At 49.0% G+C, this 23,066-nt stretch carries 24 protein-coding genes; 4 read left to right on the top strand and 20 right to left on the bottom strand.

The features are described 5' to 3' along the window. Positions 1-443 (top strand): cytosine permease (locus tag Q4488_RS15290; protein ID WP_303581350.1); only part of this gene is annotated, 443 nt, incomplete at its 5' end. Positions 444-602: 159 nt separating this feature from the next. On the opposite strand, the gene Q4488_RS15285 is transcribed toward Q4488_RS15290, so the two are convergent. The 12 genes from Q4488_RS15285 to Q4488_RS15230 all read right to left on the bottom strand — a co-directional run bounded on the left by Q4488_RS15285 (position 603) and on the right by Q4488_RS15230 (position 12,540). Further along, positions 603-2,009 carry an NAD(P)(+) transhydrogenase (Re/Si-specific) subunit beta gene (locus Q4488_RS15285; RefSeq protein WP_303581349.1) on the bottom strand — a complete coding sequence of 469 codons (1,407 nt, stop codon included), beginning with the start codon at positions 2,007-2,009 and terminating at the stop codon, positions 603-605. 2 nt (positions 2,010-2,011) lie between these two features. Then, complete coding sequence (locus tag Q4488_RS15280; protein WP_303581348.1) at positions 2,012-2,299, bottom strand: NAD(P) transhydrogenase subunit alpha; 288 nt, start codon at positions 2,297-2,299, stop codon at positions 2,012-2,014. Next, the gene (locus Q4488_RS15275; RefSeq protein ID WP_303581347.1) at positions 2,299-3,483 is read right to left on the bottom strand and encodes a Re/Si-specific NAD(P)(+) transhydrogenase subunit alpha; all 1,185 of its coding nucleotides are present in this window, start codon (positions 3,481-3,483) and stop codon (positions 2,299-2,301) included. Before Q4488_RS15275 ends, Q4488_RS15280 begins: the two co-directional genes overlap by 1 nt. Before the next feature lie 145 nt (positions 3,484-3,628). Then, positions 3,629-4,858 (bottom strand): Zn-dependent hydrolase, encoded by a 1,230-nt coding sequence (locus Q4488_RS15270; protein WP_303581346.1) that lies wholly within the window; start codon positions 4,856-4,858, stop codon positions 3,629-3,631. Positions 4,859-5,099: 241 nt separating this feature from the next. Then, a complete protein-coding gene (ribA, locus tag Q4488_RS15265) occupies positions 5,100-5,708 on the bottom strand; it encodes a GTP cyclohydrolase II (protein ID WP_303581345.1) in 609 nt (202 codons plus the stop codon). Positions 5,709-5,829: 121 nt separating this feature from the next. Then, the gene (locus Q4488_RS15260; protein ID WP_303581344.1) at positions 5,830-6,834 is read right to left on the bottom strand and encodes a TIGR03842 family LLM class F420-dependent oxidoreductase; all 1,005 of its coding nucleotides are present in this window, start codon (positions 6,832-6,834) and stop codon (positions 5,830-5,832) included. Between the two features lie 41 nt (positions 6,835-6,875). Beyond that, on the bottom strand, positions 6,876-7,544 hold the full coding sequence (gene npdG / locus Q4488_RS15255; protein ID WP_303581343.1) for an NADPH-dependent F420 reductase: 669 nt from the start codon (positions 7,542-7,544) through the stop codon (positions 6,876-6,878). Next, complete coding sequence (gene cofE, locus Q4488_RS15250; protein WP_303581342.1) at positions 7,541-8,326, bottom strand: coenzyme F420-0:L-glutamate ligase; 786 nt, start codon at positions 8,324-8,326, stop codon at positions 7,541-7,543. The genes npdG and cofE overlap by 4 nt, the downstream gene beginning before the upstream one ends. 9 nt (positions 8,327-8,335) lie before the next feature. Beyond that, positions 8,336-8,947, bottom strand: a complete 612-nt coding sequence (gene cofC, locus Q4488_RS15245; protein ID WP_303581341.1) for a 2-phospho-L-lactate guanylyltransferase — start codon at positions 8,945-8,947, stop codon at positions 8,336-8,338. A 14-nt stretch (positions 8,948-8,961) separates the two neighbouring features. Continuing rightward, complete coding sequence (gene cofD / locus Q4488_RS15240) at positions 8,962-9,978, bottom strand: 2-phospho-L-lactate transferase (RefSeq protein WP_303581340.1); 1,017 nt, start codon at positions 9,976-9,978, stop codon at positions 8,962-8,964. Beyond that, complete coding sequence (cofH, locus tag Q4488_RS15235) at positions 9,975-11,234, bottom strand: 5-amino-6-(D-ribitylamino)uracil--L-tyrosine 4-hydroxyphenyl transferase CofH (RefSeq protein WP_303581339.1); 1,260 nt, start codon at positions 11,232-11,234, stop codon at positions 9,975-9,977. The genes cofD and cofH overlap by 4 nt, the downstream gene beginning before the upstream one ends. A 652-nt stretch (positions 11,235-11,886) precedes the next feature. Next, positions 11,887-12,540 (bottom strand): TetR family transcriptional regulator C-terminal domain-containing protein, encoded by a 654-nt coding sequence (locus Q4488_RS15230; protein WP_303581338.1) that lies wholly within the window; start codon positions 12,538-12,540, stop codon positions 11,887-11,889. Between the two features lie 159 nt (positions 12,541-12,699). On the opposite strand from Q4488_RS15230, the gene Q4488_RS15225 reads away from it, so the two are divergent. Continuing rightward, positions 12,700-14,088: a GGDEF domain-containing protein gene (locus Q4488_RS15225; protein WP_303581337.1), complete on the top strand. Its 1,389-nt coding sequence runs from the start codon at positions 12,700-12,702 to the stop codon at positions 14,086-14,088. Positions 14,089-14,246: 158 nt separating this feature from the next. Here Q4488_RS15225 and trmB read toward each other — a convergent pair whose 3' ends face one another. From trmB to ftsY, 8 genes are all read right to left on the bottom strand, one after another. Continuing rightward, a complete protein-coding gene (gene trmB / locus Q4488_RS15220; RefSeq protein ID WP_303581336.1) occupies positions 14,247-14,978 on the bottom strand; it encodes a tRNA (guanosine(46)-N7)-methyltransferase TrmB in 732 nt (243 codons plus the stop codon). A gap of 132 nt (positions 14,979-15,110) precedes the next feature. Then, positions 15,111-15,908, bottom strand: a complete 798-nt coding sequence (locus Q4488_RS15215) for a thiazole synthase (RefSeq protein ID WP_303581335.1) — start codon at positions 15,906-15,908, stop codon at positions 15,111-15,113. Positions 15,909-15,968: 60 nt separating this feature from the next. Further along, positions 15,969-16,169, bottom strand: coding sequence for a sulfur carrier protein ThiS (gene thiS, locus Q4488_RS15210; protein ID WP_303581334.1), 201 nt, complete (start codon positions 16,167-16,169; stop codon positions 15,969-15,971). Positions 16,170-16,188: 19 nt separating this feature from the next. Continuing rightward, complete coding sequence (locus Q4488_RS15205) at positions 16,189-16,566, bottom strand: DUF423 domain-containing protein (protein ID WP_303581333.1); 378 nt, start codon at positions 16,564-16,566, stop codon at positions 16,189-16,191. Between the two features lie 121 nt (positions 16,567-16,687). Then, positions 16,688-17,545: an RNA polymerase sigma factor RpoH gene (gene rpoH / locus Q4488_RS15200; protein WP_303581332.1), complete on the bottom strand. Its 858-nt coding sequence runs from the start codon at positions 17,543-17,545 to the stop codon at positions 16,688-16,690. Between the two features lie 341 nt (positions 17,546-17,886). Next, entirely contained in the window at positions 17,887-18,906 is a 1,020-nt protein-coding gene (ftsX, locus tag Q4488_RS15195; protein ID WP_303581331.1) for a permease-like cell division protein FtsX, read from the bottom strand. Continuing rightward, complete coding sequence (ftsE, locus tag Q4488_RS15190; protein WP_303581330.1) at positions 18,896-19,558, bottom strand: cell division ATP-binding protein FtsE; 663 nt, start codon at positions 19,556-19,558, stop codon at positions 18,896-18,898. Before ftsE ends, ftsX begins: the two co-directional genes overlap by 11 nt. A 43-nt stretch (positions 19,559-19,601) precedes the next feature. Then, entirely contained in the window at positions 19,602-20,984 is a 1,383-nt protein-coding gene (gene ftsY, locus Q4488_RS15185; protein WP_303581329.1) for a signal recognition particle-docking protein FtsY, read from the bottom strand. A gap of 164 nt (positions 20,985-21,148) precedes the next feature. Between ftsY and Q4488_RS15180 the strand changes: the two genes are divergently transcribed. Both Q4488_RS15180 and rsmD read left to right on the top strand, forming a co-directional pair. Then, positions 21,149-22,402, top strand: coding sequence for a hypothetical protein (locus Q4488_RS15180; protein ID WP_303581328.1), 1,254 nt, complete (start codon positions 21,149-21,151; stop codon positions 22,400-22,402). A 31-nt stretch (positions 22,403-22,433) separates the two neighbouring features. Beyond that, complete coding sequence (gene rsmD, locus Q4488_RS15175; RefSeq protein ID WP_303581327.1) at positions 22,434-23,042, top strand: 16S rRNA (guanine(966)-N(2))-methyltransferase RsmD; 609 nt, start codon at positions 22,434-22,436, stop codon at positions 23,040-23,042. Positions 23,043-23,066: the final 24 nt, after the last annotated feature.

Genomic DNA, 23,066 nt, shown 5'->3' with positions numbered 1-23,066 from the left:
AAATCAATCAGACCCGTGGCGTACTGCTAACGGGCCTCATCGGTGTGTTACTGATGTCTTGGGAATTGCTGAAAAAGTTGGGACTGATTGAATCTGATGTCAGTGTCGAGGCGATGTACAGCGGTTGGTTGCTGGGCTACTCATCACTGTTAGGTCCGATTGCTGGCATTATGATTGTCGATTATTTCGTCATCAAACGTCAGCAACTTAATCTGCCGGATCTCTACAAAACCCACGGCATCTATAGTGGCTTTAACATCAATGGCTTTATCGCCTTTGCCATTCCCGTGGCGCTAACGCTGTATGCACTGATGACGGGGCAGCTCAACTGGTTCTATCAGTATGGCTGGTTTACCGGCTCTATTCTCGGCGGCATCACCTATTGGTTCTGCGCTCGCAAACAAACAGCAGAACTCGGCAAACTGGCGACTCAAGGGGAGTAACGCAGCAGGCAGTATAAAAATAATAAAGCCCGGTCTGTTATTTAACAGCCGGGCATTCTTTTATCCGCGCTTTAGTTTACTAGAGCTTTAGTTTACGGAGCTTTAGTTTACGGAGCTTAAGGCTTAGAAGTTGACGTTAAGAAACCGTCTACCAACCGATTAAGCGGCTTCATGCAGTGAAGCCGTTAAATCCATAATCGCCTGCTTGCCATCACCAAACAACATCACCGCATTATCCATCGCAAATAACGGATTGGGTAGGCCAGCAAAACCAGGACTCAAGCTACGCTTAATCACCACCACGCTCTTCGCGGCATCGACATTCAGAATCGGCATACCATAGATTGGGCTACCTTTATCTTCACGCGCCATCGGGTTAGTCACATCATTAGCCCCGATCACTAGCACGACATCGGTTTTGCTGAAATGAGGATTAGATTGTTCCATGGTTTTCATCGCCTCATAATCCACCTCAGCCTCAGCCAGCAGTACATTCATATGCCCCGGCATGCGTCCGGCAACGGGATGAATAGCAAACTCCACTATAGCACCACGGCTCACGAGAGTATCCGCCAATTCACGCACCGCATGCTGCGCCTGCGCCATGGCTAAACCAAAACCGGGCACGATAACCACGCGCTGTGCACCTTCCAGCATCATGCCCACCTCATCCGGTGTGGCGGATGTGACTTTGCCTTGATAAACCTCATCGGCATCGACCGTTAAGCCATCACTTACGGCCATTTTACCGAATAAGACATTCAGCAATGAGCGGTTCATGGCGACACACATAATTTGCGTCAGAATAAGCCCGGAAGCGCCCACCAACGCGCCAGAAACAATCAACACGTTGTTGCCCATAATAAAGCCCGCCGCAGCCGCCGCCATACCCGAATAAGCGTTCAGCAGGGCAATCACCACCGGCATATCCGCCCCTCCTATCGGCATCACTAAGGTGACTCCCAGTAACAGCGCTAAACCCACCAGCAGCAAGAATCCGTCACTCCCCAGCTGATTATTCACCAGCAGAAAAATCACCGCGACAGACGCCAGTAGTAACCCCAGATTGATAAACTTCATGCCACTGAAACCGATTGCTTGACTCGGTAAAATCTCTTGCAGTTTGCCAAATGCCACGGCACTGCCAGAAAAGGTCAGCGTGCCAATCAACACCGTCAGCATGACAGCGCTATTAGTGATGATCAGCGTTGCCCCACTCAGTGCGGAACCACTCGCTAACACCGAGAAATAACTGGCGGCGGCCACCCCCAGCGATGCTCCGCCACCTAGGCCATTCAGAATCGCCACCATCTGTGGCATTGAGGTCATCTGCACCTTAACCGCCATCAAAACACCAATCAATGTGCCCAGCGCCAATCCAGCGAACACAATGTCATAGTGAATCACCTGCCGGTCCAGCAAGGTAATCACAATAGCCAGCAACATACCCAGCGCCGCTAAACGGTTGCCTCGCACGGCGGTTTTTGGCCGCGTTAAGCCCTTAATACCCATAACAAACAGTAATGCCGCGAGCAGATAGAAGAGGTTAATTATTATGCTATTCATCATTAGCCCCTCCGCTTGAACATTTTAAGCATACGATTAGTGACCATAAAACCGGCCACCACATTGATCGTAGCAAAGACAATCGCCACGAAACCTAATAACGGCACCACGGTACTCGACTCATCACCGGAACCCGCCGCCAAAATCGCACCGACAATGGTAATACCCGAGATCGCATTACTACCAGACATCAAAGGGGTATGGAGGGTCGGTGGCACCTTCGTAATCAGCTCAACCCCAAGGAATACCGCCAATGTAAACAGCGATAACAAGACAATGAAAGCTTCCATTATGCAACCTCCTCTAACAGTGGCGTTGCAACTAACGGCGGCAGATCTAACCTTTCACGTAGATCGTTATTAATGATCGCGTCGCCGTGGGTAACCACCGCCTGCTGAATAATTTCATCATCGAAATCCAACTCACAATCACCCTGCTCATTGATGAGGTGGTGCAGCAAGTTCTCGATATTATTGCCGTACATCTGACTCGCATGATGCGCCACGGTCGCCGTGATATTGTCAGGCCCCATGATCGTCACCTCGTGCTCAATCACTACCTCGCCATGACGAGTCAACTCACAGTTGCCGCCCCGTTCTGAGGCTAAATCGACAATCACCGCGCCCGGTTTCATCTGCTTCACCATCTCGGCGGTAATCAATACCGGGGAACGGGCACCAGGAATGGCGGCGGTCGTAATCACGATATCTTGCTCACTTAGCACCGCGGTCATCAATGCACGCTGACGCTGCAAGAAAGCCTCTCCCTGCTGTTTGGCATAACCTCCCTGAGCCTCGGTGGAATCCGCCTCTAACGCCAATTCAATCGGCTTGGCACCGACCGAGATAATCTGCTCCCGTGCTGCGGGCCGCACATCGTAGGCTTCGACCACGGCGCCCATGCGCTTAGCCGTGGCCGCCGCCTGTAAACCCGCGACGCCGGCCCCCATAATAAAGACCCGCGCCGGACTCAGGTTGCCCGCGGCAGTCATCATCATCGGATAGATTCTGGGCGCCACATTCGCCGCTAACAACACCGCTTTATAACCGGCTAACGTTGCCATCGAGGACAGCACATCCATACTCTGTGCACGGCTAATACGCGGAATCAGTTCCATCGCGATACTGCTGATACCCTGTTCCGCTAAGGCCGTAAAACGTTCGGGTTTGCTGAAGGGATCCATCATGCCAATCAGTAACGGGCTACTTTCCAGCCAAGCGGCGGCCTGATTCAACATCGCCCCGGATAGATTCACCCGCAACAGAATATCCGCTTGCTGATACACAGCCTGTGCCGAGGGGCTTATCTGCGCCCCCACATCTCGATAATCCTGATCACTAAAACCTGCCGCCAACCCCGCTCCGGCTTCAACCACGAAGGTGGCACCGGTGGCGGATAAGCGGGTGATATTCTCTGGTGTTAAGGCAACCCTTGATTCATTCGCCAAGGGCTCTTTTGCTAGACCGATTTTCATACCTATACTCCCCAAGCCGCCCCTTATTTCAGACAACAGGACGCCTATACGCGTGTAAAACACGCGCAGGCATCGAGTATGCGAGAAAGCGTCCGGAAGCGGACTTAGTTTTTGTTAGATTTATTCTTAGAGTGTGTTGCTGTGATTAGAGACAAGCTTGATTGAGTACCGCTTGTAACAGCACATTGCACCCGGCATGAAGGTCTTCGGGTTTAGCATTTTCTTCTTCGTTATGGCTGATACCGTTTTCACAGGGCACAAAAACCATCCCCGTCGGCGCAACACGCGCGATATAACAGGCATCATGGCCAGCACCACTGACAATATCACGATGACTATAGCCCGCATCTTCAGCGGCCTGACGTACTGAATCAACACAGCTGGTATTGAATGGCACCGGTGGAGAATACCAGATCTGCTCGAACTTCATCTCCAAGCCCATTTCATCGGCAATCTTGGCACAGACCTCACGTAGCTGTTGATCCATTGTCGACAGCACTTCATCGTTCGGGTGACGAAAATCGATGGTGAAGAAGACTTCGCCAGGAATAACATTACGTGAATTAGGAAACACCTGTAACAAGCCGACGGTTGAACAAGCATTCGGCTGATTAGCCAAACCGATAGCGTTGACCTCTTGAACGATTTTAGACGCGCCCAGCAAGGCATCCTTACGGCGTAGCATCGGTGTTGGACCCGCATGGGCTTCCTGACCGGTTAAGGTCACTTCATACCAACGCTGCCCTTGCGCATCCGTCACCACCCCAATAGCAAGCTCTTCCTCTTCCAGAATGGGCCCCTGCTCGATATGCGCTTCAAAAAACGCCTTAACGGGGCCACCCACCTCATGTTCACCGGCATAACCTATACGCTGTAACTCTTCACCCATCGTCTTACCATCAAGATCGGCACGACTTAAACCGTACTCTAGATCAAAGACCCCGGCAAAAACGCCCGATGCCACCATCGCGGGAGCAAAGCGAGAACCCTCTTCGTTGGTCCAGATAGACGCTTCAATCGGATGATCGGTTTCGATGTTGTTATCATTCAGGGTGCGAATCACTTCTAACCCAGACAGCACGCCATACACACCATCAAACTTACCACCGGTTGGCTGCGTATCGATATGACTGCCCATCACCACTGGTGGCAGATCGTTATTCTTACCCGGGCGGCGAGCAAAAACATTGCCGATTTTATCAACTCGGACGGTACAGCCTGCCGCTTCACACCACTGAGTGAATAGATCACGGGCCTGCTTATCGAGATCGGTCAGCGCCAGACGGCAACAGCCACCCTTTTCAGTACCTCCGATTTCGCCCATCTCCATCAGGCTGTCCCAAAGTCGCTGTTCATTGGTTTTTATGTTTTTCATCGATAAAGGCTCCTAATTAACGCTATTGGCAATGCCCATCAAAGGGCGACAATAAAGCACTACAAAGTATTTCCCATACAATAAAACTAGTTTAATTTTACCACATGGTCAAATTAATTTTCGAAACGTCTTGCTCGCAATATGTTCTGTTTACTTTCGCTTGATTTGATTGAGTCAAACACAGATCGGGGATCAAGCCGGTGATGCCTTAATTCATCATCGTAACCCGTTTGACATGCCGCTATAAGCTAACAAGATGACCCATTTTGAGCTGCTTTGCCTGCATATAAGGCAAATTATGTGATTGATAATCGACCTGTATCGGCACCCGACTCACGACAAAACCGAACGCCTCTAAACTGCTGATTTTATCTGGATTGTTGGTTAGTAAGCGCAGAGTCGAAATATTCAGTGCGTTGAGTACTGTGGCGGCAACCTCGTAGCTACGACTATCCACCGGCAAGCCCAGATGCCTATTGGCATCGACCGTATCCAACCCTTGATCCTGCAATTGATACGCCCTGAGTTTATTCTTCAGACCGATACCTCGCCCTTCCTGACGCAGATAGATCAATACGCCACAACCGACCTTGCCAATCATGCTCAAGGAACGATCCAGCTGTTCACCGCAATCACAACGAGAGGAGGCAAAAAGATCGCCGGTTGCACACTCGGAATGAATTCTCACGATCGGTGCCGCTGCCAAATGGGGCTGCCCCATGACCAAGATAATGTGCTCTTTAGCATCATCAGGATCACTAAACACAGTCATCGAAAATTCACCATAGGCGGTCGGCATACGCACACTCACCGCATCGGTGAGCGTTGCTAAATAAGCTTCTATCGACATAGCTATCTCCGTGTTGAGCCTGACTCAACCGTTTGTGCTGACACCCCTTTGCACAAGAAGACATCGAAGCACGTCAACATAACCGGCTCAGACCCCGAAAGGCCTGAGCACAAAGACCTGCTTAGCTAAACTGAGGAATAATGTGTTTACCGTATTTCTCGACGATATTTTCCTCATCACCATTATCCAGATAGATATTGAACTGAGTGGTTCCGGCAGCTTCCAACTCTTTCAGCTTAGCGATATGCTCATCCACAGAGCCCAAGACACAGAACTCTTCGACAATATCCGGAGTGATGAAATCCAAGAATGGGTTATCACTCTGACCATGTTTAGAATAATCATAGCCCTGACGGTTTTTGATATAAGAGGTCAAACTTTCCGGCACCTGACCACTGCTATCACCGTATTTTTCGACAATATCGGCCACGTGATTACCCACCATGGCAGGGAACCATTTAGTCGCCTCAAGACAACGTTCTTTGGTACCAAAATAAGCCGGCGCAGAGGCAATAACCTGATAGTTACTCATATCACGTCCCGCCGCCTTACCGGCATTGATCGCCTGATCCTTAAACCATTCAACCAGAGAGGGTGAGCCTATCTGCAAGACAACGCCGTCACCGACTTCACCCGCAGTTTGCAACGCTTTCGGGCCATACGCGCCAATATAAACGGGCAGTTCATACCCCTGTGCCCAAGGGAATTTAACCGGTGCTGGGCAATCGTCATACATCACCTCCTCACCGCGAACCAACGCCTTAACCTTGGTTGTGAACTCAGCGACGCGAGCCAGGTTGGCCGGTTTTTTACCCAACACACGCACACCGCTATCACCTCGACCTAAACCAACATGAAAACGGCCATTACTTTGCAGCGCTAAGCTACCAAAAAGACTCGCGGCTTGAGACCAATCACGCGCATTAGGATGCGTGACACAGGGACCAAAACTGATTTTAGAGGTATGTTCCATACACATCGCCATGGCCGGATAGGATTCACGCCACAGCACATGAGAGTCATAAAACCAGCAATGTGTAAAACCAGCTTGTTCCGCTTGTTTAGCCAAATTACGCGCACGTTCAGGGCTAATAAAACCTTTAAAAGTAATACCGAAATCCATCATTATTCTCCTAGTAAGGATTTGTTGCGTATAAGTGATTGTGCTTAATGATCAGGCGCCCAGATCTTCACTCCCGCGTGGGAGAACGGCACCTTCTTCGAAATGTTTAAACGAATCAGAATCGGGGTAATCGCTTCAATACAGCGTGCATTCACAGCAGGACCGGCGTTATAGGCATTCACACCGAGACTGGAAATCAGCTCCATCACCGCTTCTTTTGCCAGCAGATCATTACCACAGACTAAAATATCGCAGTTAATCGACTGACCGAGATTGTTCAGGGTGGCGGCGGAGACGTTATGCAATGCACCAACAACAGGAATATCATCGCCCAGTAGCGCTTGCGCGGCTTCCGTGGCAGAGCCTTCGGCAGGCATAGCCACCGCTTTAGGATCACCATCGGCCAGCGGCACAACAATATCCACCAGAATTTTATTGCTCAAATCAGGCTTAATGGCTTCCAGTGTGGCATTATGGGCGGCAAAAGGTACGGCTAAAATAACCACTTCATCCGCTGCGGCGGTCGCCTCACGGTTATCCGCTCCACTGATCACCCCACTTGCCTGCGGCTGTTGTTCATTCAGCTGTTGTGCAATTTCTGCCGCCCGCTCACCATCGCGAGAGCCTAGTGCAACATCAATACCCGCCGCCGCAAAACGCAGCGCCAGTCCTTTCCCTTGTGGGCCTGTGCCACCTAAAATAGCAATTTTCATCGAAATAGATCCTCTTGTTGTGGACGCACTAAGTCTCCGGCAGAACTTTCACAGCGCTGCCAGTCAACGCCTTTAAATATCAAAACCGGCTTTTTACCGTTTTTACTCATCAGCAAGCCGGAAGCCGCTGCAATTTCGTCTGCTAACGCGGGCACGGTGACCGAAAGCACGCGGCCATAGGCATCAACATCCCCCGCCAAATCAACTTTGGCCGGTACGTTGGCCAAACCAACCGCTACATTAACCAACCCCATCCGCCAAGGACGACCAAAGGTATCGGTAATCACAACGCCTAATGATTTGCCACTGGCCCGCTCTAAGTCTTGACAGATACCTCGCGCACTCTGATCGGGGTCATGGGGAAGGAGAATGACCTTACCGACCGCATCCACATTGGATTCATCCACCGCCGCATTGGCGCAGATAAAACCCAATCGATGCTCAGCGATAATCGTGCCCTCATCCTGCTCAGGGCGTTTTGATGTGCGGACTAAACGTTTAGATTCCGATAACACCACCTGCACCTTACGTGGGTCTTTATTCAACTCTCTGCCCAGTGTTTGCGCTTCGATGGTGGGACTAATGTCATTCAGATCAATAATTTGACCTTCCTGTTTTGACACCACCTTATGAGCAATCACGATAATGTCACCATCATCCAGTGAACATTGATTGCTATCGAGCGCCGCGAGAATCATGCCGGATAGGTCATCACCTGGGTGAATATCGGGGATGCCATCGAGTGCATGAATACTGACTTCGTTATGTGCATGACTATTCATAAAGCTGTCCTATGCGGATTTTTTTTCCAACCAGATGTTCGCCCGATCTAAATCATCAGGACAATCAACATCAAACGAGAGACTTTCAAGAAATAACCGTTGCGTATGCAATCCAGCATTAAAGGCCGACAGCAGATGGATCTGACAGGAGTTCAGGCCAAAGCTAAATGGCATCGCATTCGGCGGCGAGGTCATAATCGCATTGGTGCCCCCATCATATGAGGGACACACCACCACCGATGGCCGCGCTTCCCGATGGCTTAGCAGACATTCAATCTCCTGATAATCCAGCGTCTCAATATCACCAGGAATCACCAGTTGAGTCTCAATACCACGGCGTACGTTATATTCAGCGGCCAGCGTAACGGCGGCATTCAATCCCGCTAACTTTTGCTCTTCGAGCAGTACTTCAGCACCATAACTGTGTGAAATATCCTGAATACGCTTCGATTCGGTTACCACGAGTAGATTGTGCTGTGGGTAACGTTGACGAAAAAAACCTAAGTTCTTTTCAAATAGCTCTAGCGTTAATTTTTTCCGTTGACTGCGACTTAAAACCTCGGCCAAACGGCTTTTAGACCGTTCAGGACTTTTCATTGGAATAACAATCGATAGGGTCATAACCAACTCCTGAGTTATACCGCGGTGCGGGTCGCTAATGCATTGGCAGACTCGATAAATGACCTAGCAGATCTATTATTTCGCCCTCTGCTCGCCTGATAGAAATGCACAATGGTTTCTGCGAGGCTCATTTTTTGCTGCCGGTTAAACATTAAGGTGTCCGTTGCCAGCACATATTCGACCTTATTTGACAGACGCGGCAGCCTGTCACGATCCTGCTGATCGATGATCAATCCGTCGATCACACCGCTATAGAAATCGGCCACTCCCTCGACATCCGATCGATATCCCGCCGCCGTCATCATGCTATCCGCAGGCCCTTTCACCGTTTCACCATTGATTAAAGGAGAGACTGCAAGCTTGAATGCTGATGAGTGTTGCAGCACATCGGCGATACCCGGCACCGACAAGATAGGTTTAATACTGACAATCGGATTACTCGGCGCAATCACAATCAGATCCGCCTCGGCAATCGCGTTAAGCGACTCGGGAGTGGCGGTCGCCGCTTCAATACCGGCAATTTTGAAATCCAGTATGTCGGGCTGACAGGCTAGTTTGACGAAGTAATCTTGAAAATCGATCCAACCACTTTCAATCATCACCTTATTCTGAATACAGTCATCGGTGGGTAAAATAATCGGGGTTTTAACACCGTAAGCATGAGCGATATTGGCGGCGATAACGCTCGGCCTGACACCCCGTTGACGCTGTTCTGTTCGATAGATATGAGTGGCAAAATCCTTATCGCCTAAATACATCCAGCTATCCGAGCCCAAGCGTTTTAGCTGATCCAGCACTTGATTGCTTTCATCCCTCAGCCCCCAGCCTTTAGTTTTATCGATCTCATCGGCGAGGGTATAGGTCAAAGTATCAATATCAGGTGAAACCCATAACCCGTGAAATGCCTGATCATCAGCCACATTACCAATCACACTGAACTGCGCCGCAGATCGGCTAAAGGCAAAGCCTTCCGCCATCTTGGCACCGCCCACTCCGCCACTCAGCAGTACAATCTTCAAGGGGGAGTTCATGAGGCGACCCTCACGCTATCATTCGTAGTCGCAATCAGTTGAAAACCCTCACGGCTGGCAATGTCAGTAGGCTGCCGCGCATAAGTTTCAACCACATCATAGAGTGTGTTTCGCCGCACCGGATCACGCCCTGCAGCACTGATCATGCGAATCATATCTTGCGGCACAATCTCCTGCTCATTCTTACCACCCGCGGCCCGCGAGATACTTTCATTCATCAGCGTACCGCCCAAGTCATTCGCGCCGGCCTGTAGCATCTGCTGTGCATATTCTGGCCCTAGCTTCACCCAAGACGCCTGAATATTATCGATCCAACCATGTAACATCAGACGCGATACCGCATGCATACGAATATTTTCATCCACGGTTGGGCCTGGCCTAACGTTAGGAATATTCATATAAAGAGGGGATTCATAATGAATAAAGCCCAGCGGAACAAATTCGGTAAAACCGCCGGTCTGTTTTTGAATGGTGCGAATTTTGCCGATATGGCCAGCCCAATGTTTAGGACTATCGATATGACCATACATAATCGTGGCGGTCGTCGGCAAACCCAGCTCGTGAGCCGTGGTAATGATTTCAACCCATTGTTCAGTGGTCAGTTTATCCCGCGTCAACTGTTGACGAATCTCCACGTCAAGAATCTCAGCGGCGGTACCCGGCATCGATCCCAAACCATGATCGATTAGGTCTTGAATAAACTCAGCAATCGAGACCTTGCTTTTTAATGCGCCAAACCAGATTTCAAACGGCGAGAACGCATGGATATGCATCGCTGGGACTCGTTTTTTAATCGCCTTAAGAATTTCACGGTAATGGCTGCCATCAATATTGGGATGTAAGCCTCCCTGAATACACACTTCAGTCGCACCTCGAGCCCATGCCTCTTCGGCTCTATCGGCAACTTCATCAAAGCTCAGCAGTTCGGCAGTGGCTTCCTCTTTACGCTTAGCAAAACCACAAAACTTACAGCCCATATAGCAAACATTGGTAAAGTTAATATTGCGGGTAATAACAAAGCTCGCTTGGTTACCCACGGTCTTCTGACGGAGATAATCTGCCGTAGCGATCAAGCCATCGAGCTCGGCGCCGGTCACACCGAAGAGAGTCACGGCATCGGCTTCTGAGAGTTCAACCCCCTGTATCACAGAGATCAATATGTCGCGGATGCTGACATCAATATCATCTAACTGCGTCAGCAGTTTATGTTGCGCTGACACACTGTTATCCAAACTTAAAATACTCGGAGCATTCATATTTCTTTCCTTAATTTTAAATTCAATGACACCTAAGAAAAGACGTGGGGTGCTGACGCTGATGGACGTCATTAAAACGACTCAGCATTGAATCAACCTTGCAGAGAAAAGAACGAATAACTGCGCAAAAGAGGCAAACAGCGGTAGCCACGACAAAAGCAATATTGACGCTCACGACTGCTAGGGCTGCTTTAAAAATCAGCGTTAACTGATTCAACAAGAGGATCAGAATAGGCATCAGTATCTCCACTGCTTATTTATTCTTATTCTCGGTATAGGCTTGCATCCACAAACTTTTTACCAAACGGTAAAATAATACTAGACTAATTTTTACCATCTGGTCAAGCTTTTATTGTTAGACAATTAGCAGCGCAGCCAAAAGAAAATAAACCCTTAAGATACATAAACTTATAAAACAATTTATCTAAAGAAATAAAAATAAAGAAAGCCTATTGTTGAAAAATAGGCTGGTGAAAATGCCATATAAGAGACAATCAGTGATGCGAAGTGTCGATTAAACAACGATAAAATCGGCTCTCGATATCGATAAAAGAGCGCGAGAGAGGCATAAAAAAACCAGATAATCTTCTGCCAAGAAGCTTATCTGGTTATTCATAATCAGTGACTGATAGTGAACAGTCGAGCGAACAATTTAGCGCATTCCAAGCCCTTTAATGACCAAGTGAGTTAAGAACTCAGTCGCATTATCAAAATCTTTATCTTGCAGTTGCTCCTTACCTAGCGAGAGGCTTACCTGAGAGGAGAAATCCGCATAGGTCTGAGTCGATGACCAAATCATGAAAAACAGATGATAGGGATCAATTTTATCCATAACCCCCTCAGCCATCCACTTTTCAACTAACTTCACGTCATCCTCTAATGCGGGTGTCAGATGTGTCTGAAGATACTTCTTCAGATAAGGCGCACCGTTAATAATCTCAATCGCAAACACCTTAGAGGCATCTGGGTAATGCCGAGAGATCTCGACCTTACTTTTAATATAATTAGTGAGTATCTCTGTTGGCGTCTCACCTAGCTGATCCATCAACGTCATTTTTTCAATCAAGATATCGAGTATATTCCGCAATACCCGTTGGTAAAGAATCTCTTTCGACGAGAAATAGTAGATGAGGTTTTGCTTCGACATCCCCGCTTTCTCGGCAATCGTCTCAAGCGCCGTGCCATGATAGCCATTTTGAGAGAACAGCTGCTCTGCCGCTCTAATAATTGAATTCTCATGGGCTTCACGAATACGCGAGCGTCGACGAGGTTTATTGATAACGATTTCTTCCGATGAATTCGGCATGGTAACTGGATATCCGAGCAAAGAATAAAGTACTGAGCGCTTATTTTACCATGTGGTCATGACTGAGAAAAATTAAAGTATTTACCTGACTGCAAAAAAGCAGGGAAACCCAAGTATAATAGCGATCTCTCACATGACGTTATGGTATAGGTAGAATTCTTGTTACATAAAAATTACGCTGGCTACGTCAATCTTGACAAAATTCGCGCTATCCATGCCTTAAAGTATCAGTTATTGCAGTTAGTGATTTTTTTAATCGTTATCATCTATGCAGGCTATCTCTTTGATATCGAATCCTTATACCGACCGATTCATAACGGCCCTGCCACGCATGAACTAACGATATTATCGGCTCTGTTGATCGTTGCCGCTGTTCTAATGGATAAGATTAACACGACATCGGTGTGGATGATTGGCTTGGCTTTCACAGCGGCGCTTATCAGTCTATTACGTTTAGCGGAAATTGGCTTTGAATGGCGCTTGATTTCACACCTGACACCGTTTCATGAAGTGGCCGAAACTGCGATTGCCAATAACCTCAGTCATGCCATGGGGATGAATACATCAATGGCGATCCTGTCCTTAGCGATCGCCTTGTTATTACGTCACACACTCTCAAAACTATCTTTTTCCATCGCCTCCATCGCACCTTTTTTAGCCTTTTCAAGCCTAGCAGGTTACAGCTTTGGGGAAGACGCATTGCATGGCGCGATGTCTTTTCTAACCATTACCCTGCTACTCCCCCTGAGTCTAGCAACACTAATGCAGTGGGCCCATTATAAGTTTCTCCGCGCCATTTTCTTGCATACGCAAATGGGCAAGATATCCAGGGCTCAGCTATTACTATCCATGACAATACCTTGGGGGCTGGGCGCTCTGATTGTCTATTTAAGTAACGTCAATGATGTCTACCCTTTCGCCCTATACACCACAGGGGTGTCTTGGTTCATCATCGGCATGGTGGTATTTGCGGCGGTTACCTATGAAAGGCTTGATAGTCGCAGAAGAACACACGAACGTCAAAGCCATCGACTGTCAACCATCGACACACTGACCGAGTGTTACACTCGAGTGGAGGGGCTAAAACAAGGACAGTACGCCGTCTCAATGGCCAAACGAAACCGCGCGCCCTTGTCATTAATGATGTTTGATATTGATAATTTTAAACGTATTAATGATAACTATGGTCATCTCGCGGGTGATCAAGTCCTAAAAGCAATCGCTGATGAAATAAAAAAAGGTTTACGCAAAACAGATATACTCACTCGCTGGGGAGGCGAAGAATTTGTGGTCATTTTATATGACTGTGCAGAAGCCGACGCCATGACATTAGCCGATAAAATCCGTCAGGCCATTGCAACAACTAACCTTTCACTCGAGCCACAATCCGACCTTCATGTCACCGTTTCCATCGGCTGCTCATCACTGACGGAAGCTATTGCCGATATTCCAAGTTTATTCAATCATGCAGACACGGCGATGTATGCGGCGAAAAAAACGGGCAAGAATAAGGTTGTAGGACAACAGCAGCTCAACGAAGGATTGTGACAAAGTCAGCGATAAAACACTGACTTCACAGGCTTCATATCGACGTTAAGTAGCCTAATCTGACACTTTTAGGGGCGCTTCATCATGACGATCGATACACCACTCGTTCATTTAGGCTAACCGTAAAGCTCACAGGCTGCGCAGAAGAATAACGCGTCTCAATCTGCCGTGCGCTCAAAGATGAGATCCCATACCCCATGCCCTAGGCGTTCGCCCCGCTTCTGAAACTTAGTCACGGGGCGCCACTCGGGTTGCGGTGAATACTGTTGATCACCCGCGACATTACGGTAGCCCGGCGCAGCACTCATAATTTCCATCATATGTTCGGCATAGTTTTCCCAATCCGTGGCCATATGCAATTGACCGCCGACTTTAAGCTTCTTGCGAAGCGTGGCGGCAAACGCTAGCTGCACAATACGACGCTTATGGTGTTTTTTCTTATGCCATGGATCAGGAAAGAACAGTTGCAACGTACTCAGGCTTGCATCGGGAATACATTGAGCCAGCACTTCAATCGCATCATCACAAAACACGCGAATATTGGTGAGGCCTTGTTTCTCGACATTGCTCAGCAAGCGCCCCACACCGGGACGATGTACTTCGATACCGATATAGTTTTTCTCTGGCTGGTCTTTAGCCATCTCGATCAACGAGTCACCCATACCAAAGCCGATCTCCAGCACCACCGGTGCCTCACGGCCAAACACCTCTGCCAGATCCAGCATCCCCTGACTCAGCTCCAGCCCCATCTGCGGCCATACTGTCTCCATCGCCTTCTGTTGGCCTTCGGTCATGCGGCCGGCACGCAGCACAAAGCTTTTAACGGTGCGCATATATTTTTCCTCAGACTGTTCTGAGGTTGCCTGTTCAGGTTTTTTATCTTCTGACATCAATCTGGGCTCTTAGTAAAACAAAACAGCCTGATCAACGGATCAGGCTGCTACAATCTTTAATTAAATCAGACGACGCCATCGCCGCCTGTTTATAAATCAATAAGTTAACAACGGCTATTTAAGCGGCCATCACTTAGAGACAATCGTACCTTCCATCGGAGATGATGCGCTGGCGTATTTCTTCCGTGGCATCCTTCCTGCGAGATATGCCTCACGTCCCGCTTCAACCGCTTTACGCATCGCAGAAGCCATCAATAAAGGGTTACGAGCACCAGCAATCGCTGAGTTCATTAATACCGCTTCACAACCCATTTCCATCGCTACCGCGGCTTCAGAAGCCGTACCAACACCCGCATCAACCAATACCGGCACGTTGCAATCTTCCATTATAACATTGATATTATGCGGGTTGAGGATTCCTAAGCCAGAGCCGATCATCGAGCCCAACGGCATAATAGAAACACAGCCCAAAGACTCGAGCTCTTTGGCCACAATCGGATCATCACTGGTATAAACCATCACCTTAAAACCATCCCGCACCAACACATCGGCGGCTTTGATTGTTTCGACCACATTCGGATAGAGCGTTTTCTGATCGCCCAAGACTTCCAGCTTCACCAGATCGTGTCCGTCCATCAACTCACGCGCCAGCATACAGGTACGAATAGCGTCTTCAGCATTAAAACAACCGGCGGTATTCGGCAAAATCGTATATTTATCTGGGGAGATGACATCTAAAAGATTCGGCTCATCTTGATTTTGACCAATATTGGTACGGCGTACCGCCACGGTCACAATCTCAGCGCCACTGGCTTCGATCGCCAAACGCGTTTCTTCTAGGTCACGATATTTCCCAGTGCCAATCAACAGACGCGACTGAAAGCTACGGCCTGCAATAATCAATGGATCGTTATGTTGTTCCGACATTGTATTCTACCCAATTAGATTCTGTCATATTCTCAAAAACATGCATCAGGTTGGCTATCGTCAACCGCCGCCAATTGCATGCACTACTTCAACTCGGTCGCCTTCGCTAAGCGCGGTTTCTGCATGTCGGCTACGAGGCACGATCTCAAGATTCAGCTCGACGGCCACGCGACGTTCTCCCAATTGCAACTGTTCAATCAGATCGGCCACGCAGGCGCCTTCCTGAACGTCTAGATTGTCACCATTTACCTGTATCAACATTGAGCTTGATCCACTTTTATTAACTTAACTGCCGAAACGCAACCCGGCCAAGATTCAACCAGCCAGCTAGAAACAATACGCCCCCGATAGGAGTGATAGCGCCTAACCAATGCTGCCCGCTCAGCGCCAGCAGATAAAGACTGCCACTGAAAAAAACCATTCCCGTCATAAACAAGACCGCTGTCTGATTTAGGCCTCGATCAGGCTGTCGTAGCATTAGCCCCCCCACACCAAACAGCGCGAGGGTATGAAACATCTGATATTGAATGCCGGTTTGCAGCACCTCATAGAGACGGCTACTCAGCTGCGTGCGTAGCATATGTGACGCAAAGGCACCGAGGCCTACTGTGATAAAACCGCTCAGCGCGGTAAAAAAAATAACAAATCGTGCAGACATGAATGGTTCCGGGAAATAAGGCTCATTATTCTAACAAAGCTAAGCGGCCGCGATAAGCAATAAAAAAGCCGCACTCAAACGAGGGCAGCTTTTTTAATCAGTACGACAACCGCCTAAGTGATCAGGCTTCGAGCATCGATAGTTTAATTTTTTTCATCGCATTCTTTTCCAGCTGACGAATCCGCTCGGCAGACACTTCATAGCGAGCGGCCAGCTCATGCAGTGTAGCCTTCTCTTCGCCTAACCAGCGTTGCATCAGAATATCACGACTACGTTCATCTAACTGTTCCATCGCCTGACTAAGACGCTGATTAGAATCGGCTTCCCAATTAGAATCTTCCACCTGACTCGCAGGATCTTGACTATGATCTTCTAAAAAATAAGCCGGGGATTGATAAGCACGCTCATCGTCATCACCAACCGGCGCATCAAAGGCCATATCGGCACTGCTCATCCGGCCTTCCATTTCACGCACAACTTGCTCATCTACGCCAAGATCGCCAGCCATCGCGGTAACTTCATCATTGGTTAACCAGCCAAGGTTTTTCTTCTTACTACGTAGATTAAAGAACAGCTTACGCTGTGCTTTAGTCGTCGCTACTTTGACAATCCGCCAGTTGCGCAGAATAAACTCATGCATCTCCGCTTTAATCCAATGTACAGCAAAGGATACCAAGCGAACCCCCATGGTAGGGTCAAAACGCTTCACGGCTTTCATCAAGCCAACGTTGCCTTCTTGAATCAGGTCAGCCTGAGATAGGCCATAACCGGAATAAGACTTAGCAACATGCACCACAAATCGCATGTGAGATATTACCAACTGACGCGCTGCTTCAAGATCGTTCTCGAAATACAGACGCTGTGCCAGTCCACGTTCCTCTTCTACTGTGAGAACAGGAATCGCAGTCACCTGACGTATATATGCCTCCAGATTCTGACCCGGAGATAATACTTCAATGACTCGCAGGCTTTTGCCCATTTCTCAACCTCATTACTTATTCATTTAAAGAATGTCGCTATAAGTTAAAGCTATGACACACTTCAGTCTGATTAGTTCCGACTAGATACAACCCGCTATTTTAAACAATAACCGCCTCTTTGATAAGACTAACCGCTAGCGGACCAATAAAGATAACGACAACACTAACAGATGGCAAGCATAACAACGGAATCACTTTACCTATATTTACATTGAACATTTACATTGAACATTTACATTGAACAGCTGAATACTTAACCGCCCACGTGCATGTACTACTGTTGCAGCGGCCATCACATCGCTATCTAACAAGCGACTTTAGGCTGTATCGATTAAACGGCTTATTGCGGCTGAATCTCGCGCAGATGCCGCCCTACCGCTAGCCAAGCACCGGCTAAGCCCAAGAGAATACTGATGATGAGTAACAGAATTGTTTCAACGAAACCCAAGCCGGTCAGTTCAAACTGACTATGATAAAGCCCCACTAACTGTTCAACAGGGCCATTCAACCAGAATAAACTAAATTGAATCAAGAACCAGGCAGATACTCCACCCGCGAGCCCAAACCAGACGCCATCATAGAGGAAAGGGCGTCGCACATAAGCATCCGTCGCTCCCACTAGCTTCGCAATAATAATTTCATCACGGCGACTCTCAATGGATAAACGAATCGTATTACCCACCACCAATAGCACCGCCATGATAAATAGCGCCGTCAGTACCCACACTAATCGCTCCGCCAATAATACAAAAGCGACTAACCGCTGCACCCATTCCATATCCACGATCGCTTCATCGACCTGCGGCAAGGCTTGTAATTTCGCTTGTAATAACGGCACCGATGCGACCGATAGATCCCGCGGCATCACCATCACCACAGCGGGCAACGGGTTACTATCGAGAAAACTAAACACATCACCAAAGCCAGACATCGCCTGAAACTCCAACATCCCCTGCTGTGCCGTAATCAGTTCGCTGGCCGCCACATCATCACGCAACAACAGCTTGCGGCTGAGGGTTTCCGCCTCTGCGTCGGTAACGCTCAATTTAAGATACAGCGCCACCCGAGGATCGCCTTCCCAACTATCCCCCAGTTGTTGAAGATTCTTTAACCCCGTATACAGCGCGCCAGGCAGGGCTAAGGCAATCGCCAGTACCGCTAGGGTCATAAAGGTGGTCAGGGGCTGCGATAACAAAGAATAATAAGACTGTCTGGCCACCTCAATATTATGCCGCACATAGCTGCGGCCTTTATCGGCGATATTCAGATGATGATGTTCTGCACCTCGATGCACCTTAGCATCGCGTTTGGGCGTTGGCTCAACCCGGACCGCACCTTTGCGACGTTGATTATTTTCCATCGGTCATCAGCCTACCCTGATTAAGAGTAATCACGCGATGAGGCATGCGGGCAATCAAGCTCAGATCATGGCTGGCAATCAACACGGTTGTACCCACCTGATTAAACTGCTGAAACAACCGCATGACCTCTTCAGAGAGTTTTGGATCGAGATTACCGGTCGGTTCATCGGCTAACAACACCTGCGGTTTATGCACAATCGCACGCGCAATGCCCACGCGCTGCTGTTCGCCCCCCGATAGCACCACCGGATTAAGCTTCTCTTTATCTAATAGGCCAACTTTATCCAATGCCGCACGCGCTCGACGCGCCGCATCAACGGGATCAAAGCCGCAGATACGCAGCGGTAAAACAATATTTTCGAACACCGAACGGTCGAACAGTAGCTGATGGTTTTGAAACACCACCCCAACGCGGCGACGATGATAAGGAATCTGTCTGTTACTCAACCTTGCGAGATCTTGATCGCCCATCAACACGCGGCCATTAGAAGGCCGCTCCATTAGCATCAATAACTTCAGCAAGGTACTCTTACCCGCCCCCGAATGGCCCGTTAAAAAGGCCATTTCGCCACGGGCGAGACTAAAGTTAACCTGACTCAGCGCATCATAGCCATTGGGGTAGCGCTTAGTGACATTGTCGAAGCTAATCATTGGCGTATTCGATACATGACGTTAAACCGTTGCTAAAAAGAACCTAGTCAAACAGCGCCGAAACAAATTCTTTCGCCTTAAAGGGACGCAGATCATCCACCTGCTCACCGACACCGATATAACGAATAGGCAGATCGAGCTGCTTAGCGATGGCAAAGATAATGCCGCCTTTGGCAGTGCCATCGAGCTTAGTCAGACTGATACCACTCACACCCACTGCCTCTTTAAACAGCTTGGCCTGACTCATCGCATTCTGTCCCGTCCCCGCATCTAGCACCAGCATTACCTCATGAGGTGCATCGGGATCTAGCTTTTTCATCACCCGCACGACTTTTTCCAGCTCTTGCATCAGATGATCTTTATTCTGTAACCGACCCGCGGTATCGGCAATCAATACATCGACATTCTTAGCCTGAGCAGACTGCAAGGCGTCATAGATAACCGAGGCGGAATCCGCACCGGTATGTTGCGCGACCACCGGTACATCATTACGATCACCCCACACCTGAAGTTGCTCGACCGCCGCCGCACGGAAAGTATCACCCGCCGCCAACATCACGGATTTACCTTCGGCCTGATACTTTTTCGCCAACTTACCGATGGTCGTGGTTTTACCCACACCGTTAACCCCCACCATCAGTAACACAAACGGTCCGTTACTCTGACTGAAATCAATCGGCTGTTCTACCTGATCCAACAATCCCGCCAACTCTTCTTTCAACGCGATATAGAGCGCATCGGCATTGGCTAACTGCTTACGGCTCACACGAGCCGTCAGTTTATCGATAATCTCGGTGGTTGCTTCAACCCCGACATCGGCGAGTAACAGTTGAGTTTCGATCTCTTCAAACAGATCATCATCGATCTCTTTAGCACCGAGAAATAGATTGCCCAAGCCTTCGGTCAGATTACCCTTGGTGCGGCTCAAGCCCGCTTTAATGCGGCCAAAGAAGCCTGGTTTCTTTTTAGTCTCAGGGGTTGCGGCTGCAACGGCCTCCGGTTCAATCAAAGCCACCGGAGACTCAGCGACGTCTACCGGTTCGTCAACGGTTTCTACAGGCGCAGCACTGAGCGCTTCGATTGACGACTCGTGATCCGCATTCCCCGTTATCGCATCGTCAGCCGTGGGTTGATCTTCGGCGACCGCCAGGTTTGGTTCCGTGGGAGCCTCCGCCATCACCGTCTCTGGCTTTTCGATCTCGACCGCTGCGTCCACCGTTTGGACTGCTTCGACAGCTATCGCGTCAGCCTCTATCGTTTCTTCAACAGAGGCTTCTATCGCTGTCGATTCAATCGGGGCGACGGATATTTCGTCCTGCTCGACAACCGTTTCCGCCTGTTCAGATGGCCGTTCGACTACCTCGGCTGAATCTTTCTGAGTATCATTTTTCTCAGACTTGAAAATTGATTTAAGCTTCTTAAACATGCTCGATTACTGTCCGATATCAGACGCTGAAAGGGCAAAAAAACAAGGGAATCCCTGTTCCATCCGCGAGTCGTCCTGTATGTTTCATTTAGGCCGGATATCTTATCATAGTAAAGCTCGACTGGGGCACTCAAAACAGGCCATAACATAACCAGGTAAAACCGATGCTGGAAGCCAAGCCTCCTCTGTTCAACCGCACTTATCTCAAAATCATTATCGGCGTCGTCGCCGTTGCTATTGCACTGCTCACTGCGGGTCAGCGCAGCGGCCCTGAGTTTATCAATATAAAGAAACAGCCCGAAGTGCCACTCTATTACGCTAACGTCGATCAATTAGAGACACTAGAGCTCAGCTTCCTATTACGCACTGACGTCGCTCTCAATGGCGAACAACAGTTATTACAACAGCTATTATTACAACAGGTTGAACAACAACTGGCAGGATTAACGGCGCAACCCACGTTTGCCTTTTTGCAGGCGACACTGAGCACCGCGATTGCGCCCGATCAGCTTAAAATCGTTATTACGCTTTCGGCAGATCATGCCGCGCAAACCGATGCTATTCACGATCTAACCAAACAATTGCTACAACGGTTGAGCACTTATCAGCCCGATATCGGGCTCGAGCAACGTTGGGCACGCTTAGAAGCAGCGCAATACTTAAATTTGAAAGACCCTGAGAATCGCCTGCTAAACCACTTTGGTGAGCTAATCAGTCACCGCCACTCGGTGTCTGCGCTTCAACGCTTTGCCGATATCTATCATAACAGCACTCACCTCAGTGGCATCACCCTCACCCTTAAAGGGCCCGACAGCGAAGCACTCGCTCAACGTCTAAGCGCCCTACTAAGCAGCCCAATAGTCAGCAATAATCGCCGTCATGGCAGTCTCGACATGGCACCGACTGACCCCACATCGGTTCGCCTACCTCCTCAAGGCAATCAAACCTATCGTCTGACAGGTCTCGTATTACCCGGTCGCCAACAACCTCAATTTGCCACTGAACTACTCACGGTCCAAACATTGCGGCAGTTAATCCAACGACAATCGCAACTAACCGCACGCCTAATCTGGAAATCACTCGACAAACAGGGCTATCTCGCTATGATGCTGCACGGTTCATCCATCGATGCCAATAGCGATCTAACACCGTTAATGACAACACTGCTAACACAGCTTGATGATGCCTTGATCGATGACACTCGGCACAGGCTGCAAAATACCTATCGAGAGCAGATGGAGTCACTTACCGCGCAGTTAAATATGTTAGATACTATTGCGTTTTACCGGTTACCGACGGATTACCTGAGCCGTTTCGAAACGACGCTCGATGCAGTCAATAACGCCGATGTTCGTGATAATATGCGTCACTTTCTCACCAGTAACGAGCGTTATCAAATTACGCTACCGGCATATTAAGTCATGCAGCGTTCAACTTTAAGGAATGACAATGGCTAGACGTCGCCCACAGCGCCCGCCTCAGAAAATCAGCTCAGGCAATCAACAACTACGGATCATCGGCGGTGAATGGCGTGGCCGTAAACTCAGCTTTCCCGCCGTCGAAGGTCTGAGACCCACCCCCGATCGCGTCAGAGAAACACTGTTTAACTGGCTATCGACTTACATCCCTAGCGGTCGTTGCCTCGATCTTTTCAGCGGCAGTGGCGCACTCGGTTTCGAAGCACTGTCGCGCGGAGCCTCTCACGTCACCATGATCGACAACTCAGCGGTAGTGATTCGTCAGTTACGTCAAAACATTCAAGATCTGAAGACTCAGAGAGCCGAATTAATTACCAGCTCGGCCACCGATTGGTTAGAACAGCGCAGTGGTGATCTGGAAGTCCAGTTTGATGTGGTGTTTCTGGATCCGCCCTTCCATCAAGACCTGTCCGCCATCTGCTGTCAATTACTGGAACAAAACGGCCTGCTAACCGCCAACGCAATGATCTATCTCGAAACCGAAAAGGAACTCACCGATCCGCTAGTACCCGATAACTGGGTGCTGCATCGAGAAAAAACCGCAGGACAGGTCACCTATCGGCTGTATCGAAGAACCTAACAAAGCCGTGATTCGTTGTTCGTG

This window comes from Amphritea sp. 1_MG-2023 (genome assembly GCF_030547545.1).
Lineage (GTDB): Bacteria > Pseudomonadota > Gammaproteobacteria > Pseudomonadales > Balneatricaceae > Amphritea.
This window is presented reverse-complemented; position numbering and strand designations above follow the sequence as displayed.

Excerpts from the sequence above, each read along its gene's own strand:
- cofD (WP_303581340.1), bottom strand. The coding sequence starts at position 9,978 with ATGAACTCCCCCTTGAAGATTGTACTGCTGAGTGGCGGAGTGGGCGGT.
- cofH (WP_303581339.1), bottom strand. The coding sequence starts at position 11,234 with ATGAATGCTCCGAGTATTTTAAGTTTGGATAACAGTGTGTCAGCGCAA.
- ribA (WP_303581345.1), bottom strand. The coding sequence starts at position 5,708 with ATGTCGATAGAAGCTTATTTAGCAACGCTCACCGATGCGGTGAGTGTG.
- ftsE (WP_303581330.1), bottom strand. The coding sequence starts at position 19,558 with ATGATTAGCTTCGACAATGTCACTAAGCGCTACCCCAATGGCTATGAT.
- cofE (WP_303581342.1), bottom strand. The coding sequence starts at position 8,326 with ATGAATAGTCATGCACATAACGAAGTCAGTATTCATGCACTCGATGGC.
- Q4488_RS15280 (WP_303581348.1), bottom strand. The coding sequence starts at position 2,299 with ATGGAAGCTTTCATTGTCTTGTTATCGCTGTTTACATTGGCGGTATTC.
- npdG (WP_303581343.1), bottom strand. The coding sequence starts at position 7,544 with ATGAAAATTGCTATTTTAGGTGGCACAGGCCCACAAGGGAAAGGACTG.
- trmB (WP_303581336.1), bottom strand. The coding sequence starts at position 14,978 with ATGTCAGAAGATAAAAAACCTGAACAGGCAACCTCAGAACAGTCTGAG.
- ftsY (WP_303581329.1), bottom strand. The coding sequence starts at position 20,984 with ATGTTTAAGAAGCTTAAATCAATTTTCAAGTCTGAGAAAAATGATACT.
- Q4488_RS15270 (WP_303581346.1), bottom strand. The coding sequence starts at position 4,858 with ATGAAAAACATAAAAACCAATGAACAGCGACTTTGGGACAGCCTGATG.
- thiS (WP_303581334.1), bottom strand. The coding sequence starts at position 16,169 with ATGTTGATACAGGTAAATGGTGACAATCTAGACGTTCAGGAAGGCGCC.
- ftsX (WP_303581331.1), bottom strand. The coding sequence starts at position 18,906 with ATGGAAAATAATCAACGTCGCAAAGGTGCGGTCCGGGTTGAGCCAACG.
- rsmD (WP_303581327.1), top strand. The coding sequence starts at position 22,434 with ATGGCTAGACGTCGCCCACAGCGCCCGCCTCAGAAAATCAGCTCAGGC.
- Q4488_RS15230 (WP_303581338.1), bottom strand. The coding sequence starts at position 12,540 with ATGCCGAATTCATCGGAAGAAATCGTTATCAATAAACCTCGTCGACGC.
- Q4488_RS15275 (WP_303581347.1), bottom strand. The coding sequence starts at position 3,483 with ATGAAAATCGGTCTAGCAAAAGAGCCCTTGGCGAATGAATCAAGGGTT.
- Q4488_RS15205 (WP_303581333.1), bottom strand. The coding sequence starts at position 16,566 with ATGTCTGCACGATTTGTTATTTTTTTTACCGCGCTGAGCGGTTTTATC.
- Q4488_RS15180 (WP_303581328.1), top strand. The coding sequence starts at position 21,149 with ATGCTGGAAGCCAAGCCTCCTCTGTTCAACCGCACTTATCTCAAAATC.
- Q4488_RS15285 (WP_303581349.1), bottom strand. The coding sequence starts at position 2,009 with ATGAATAGCATAATAATTAACCTCTTCTATCTGCTCGCGGCATTACTG.
- cofC (WP_303581341.1), bottom strand. The coding sequence starts at position 8,947 with ATGACCCTATCGATTGTTATTCCAATGAAAAGTCCTGAACGGTCTAAA.
- Q4488_RS15260 (WP_303581344.1), bottom strand. The coding sequence starts at position 6,834 with ATGATGGATTTCGGTATTACTTTTAAAGGTTTTATTAGCCCTGAACGT.
- Q4488_RS15215 (WP_303581335.1), bottom strand. The coding sequence starts at position 15,908 with ATGTCGGAACAACATAACGATCCATTGATTATTGCAGGCCGTAGCTTT.
- rpoH (WP_303581332.1), bottom strand. The coding sequence starts at position 17,545 with ATGGGCAAAAGCCTGCGAGTCATTGAAGTATTATCTCCGGGTCAGAAT.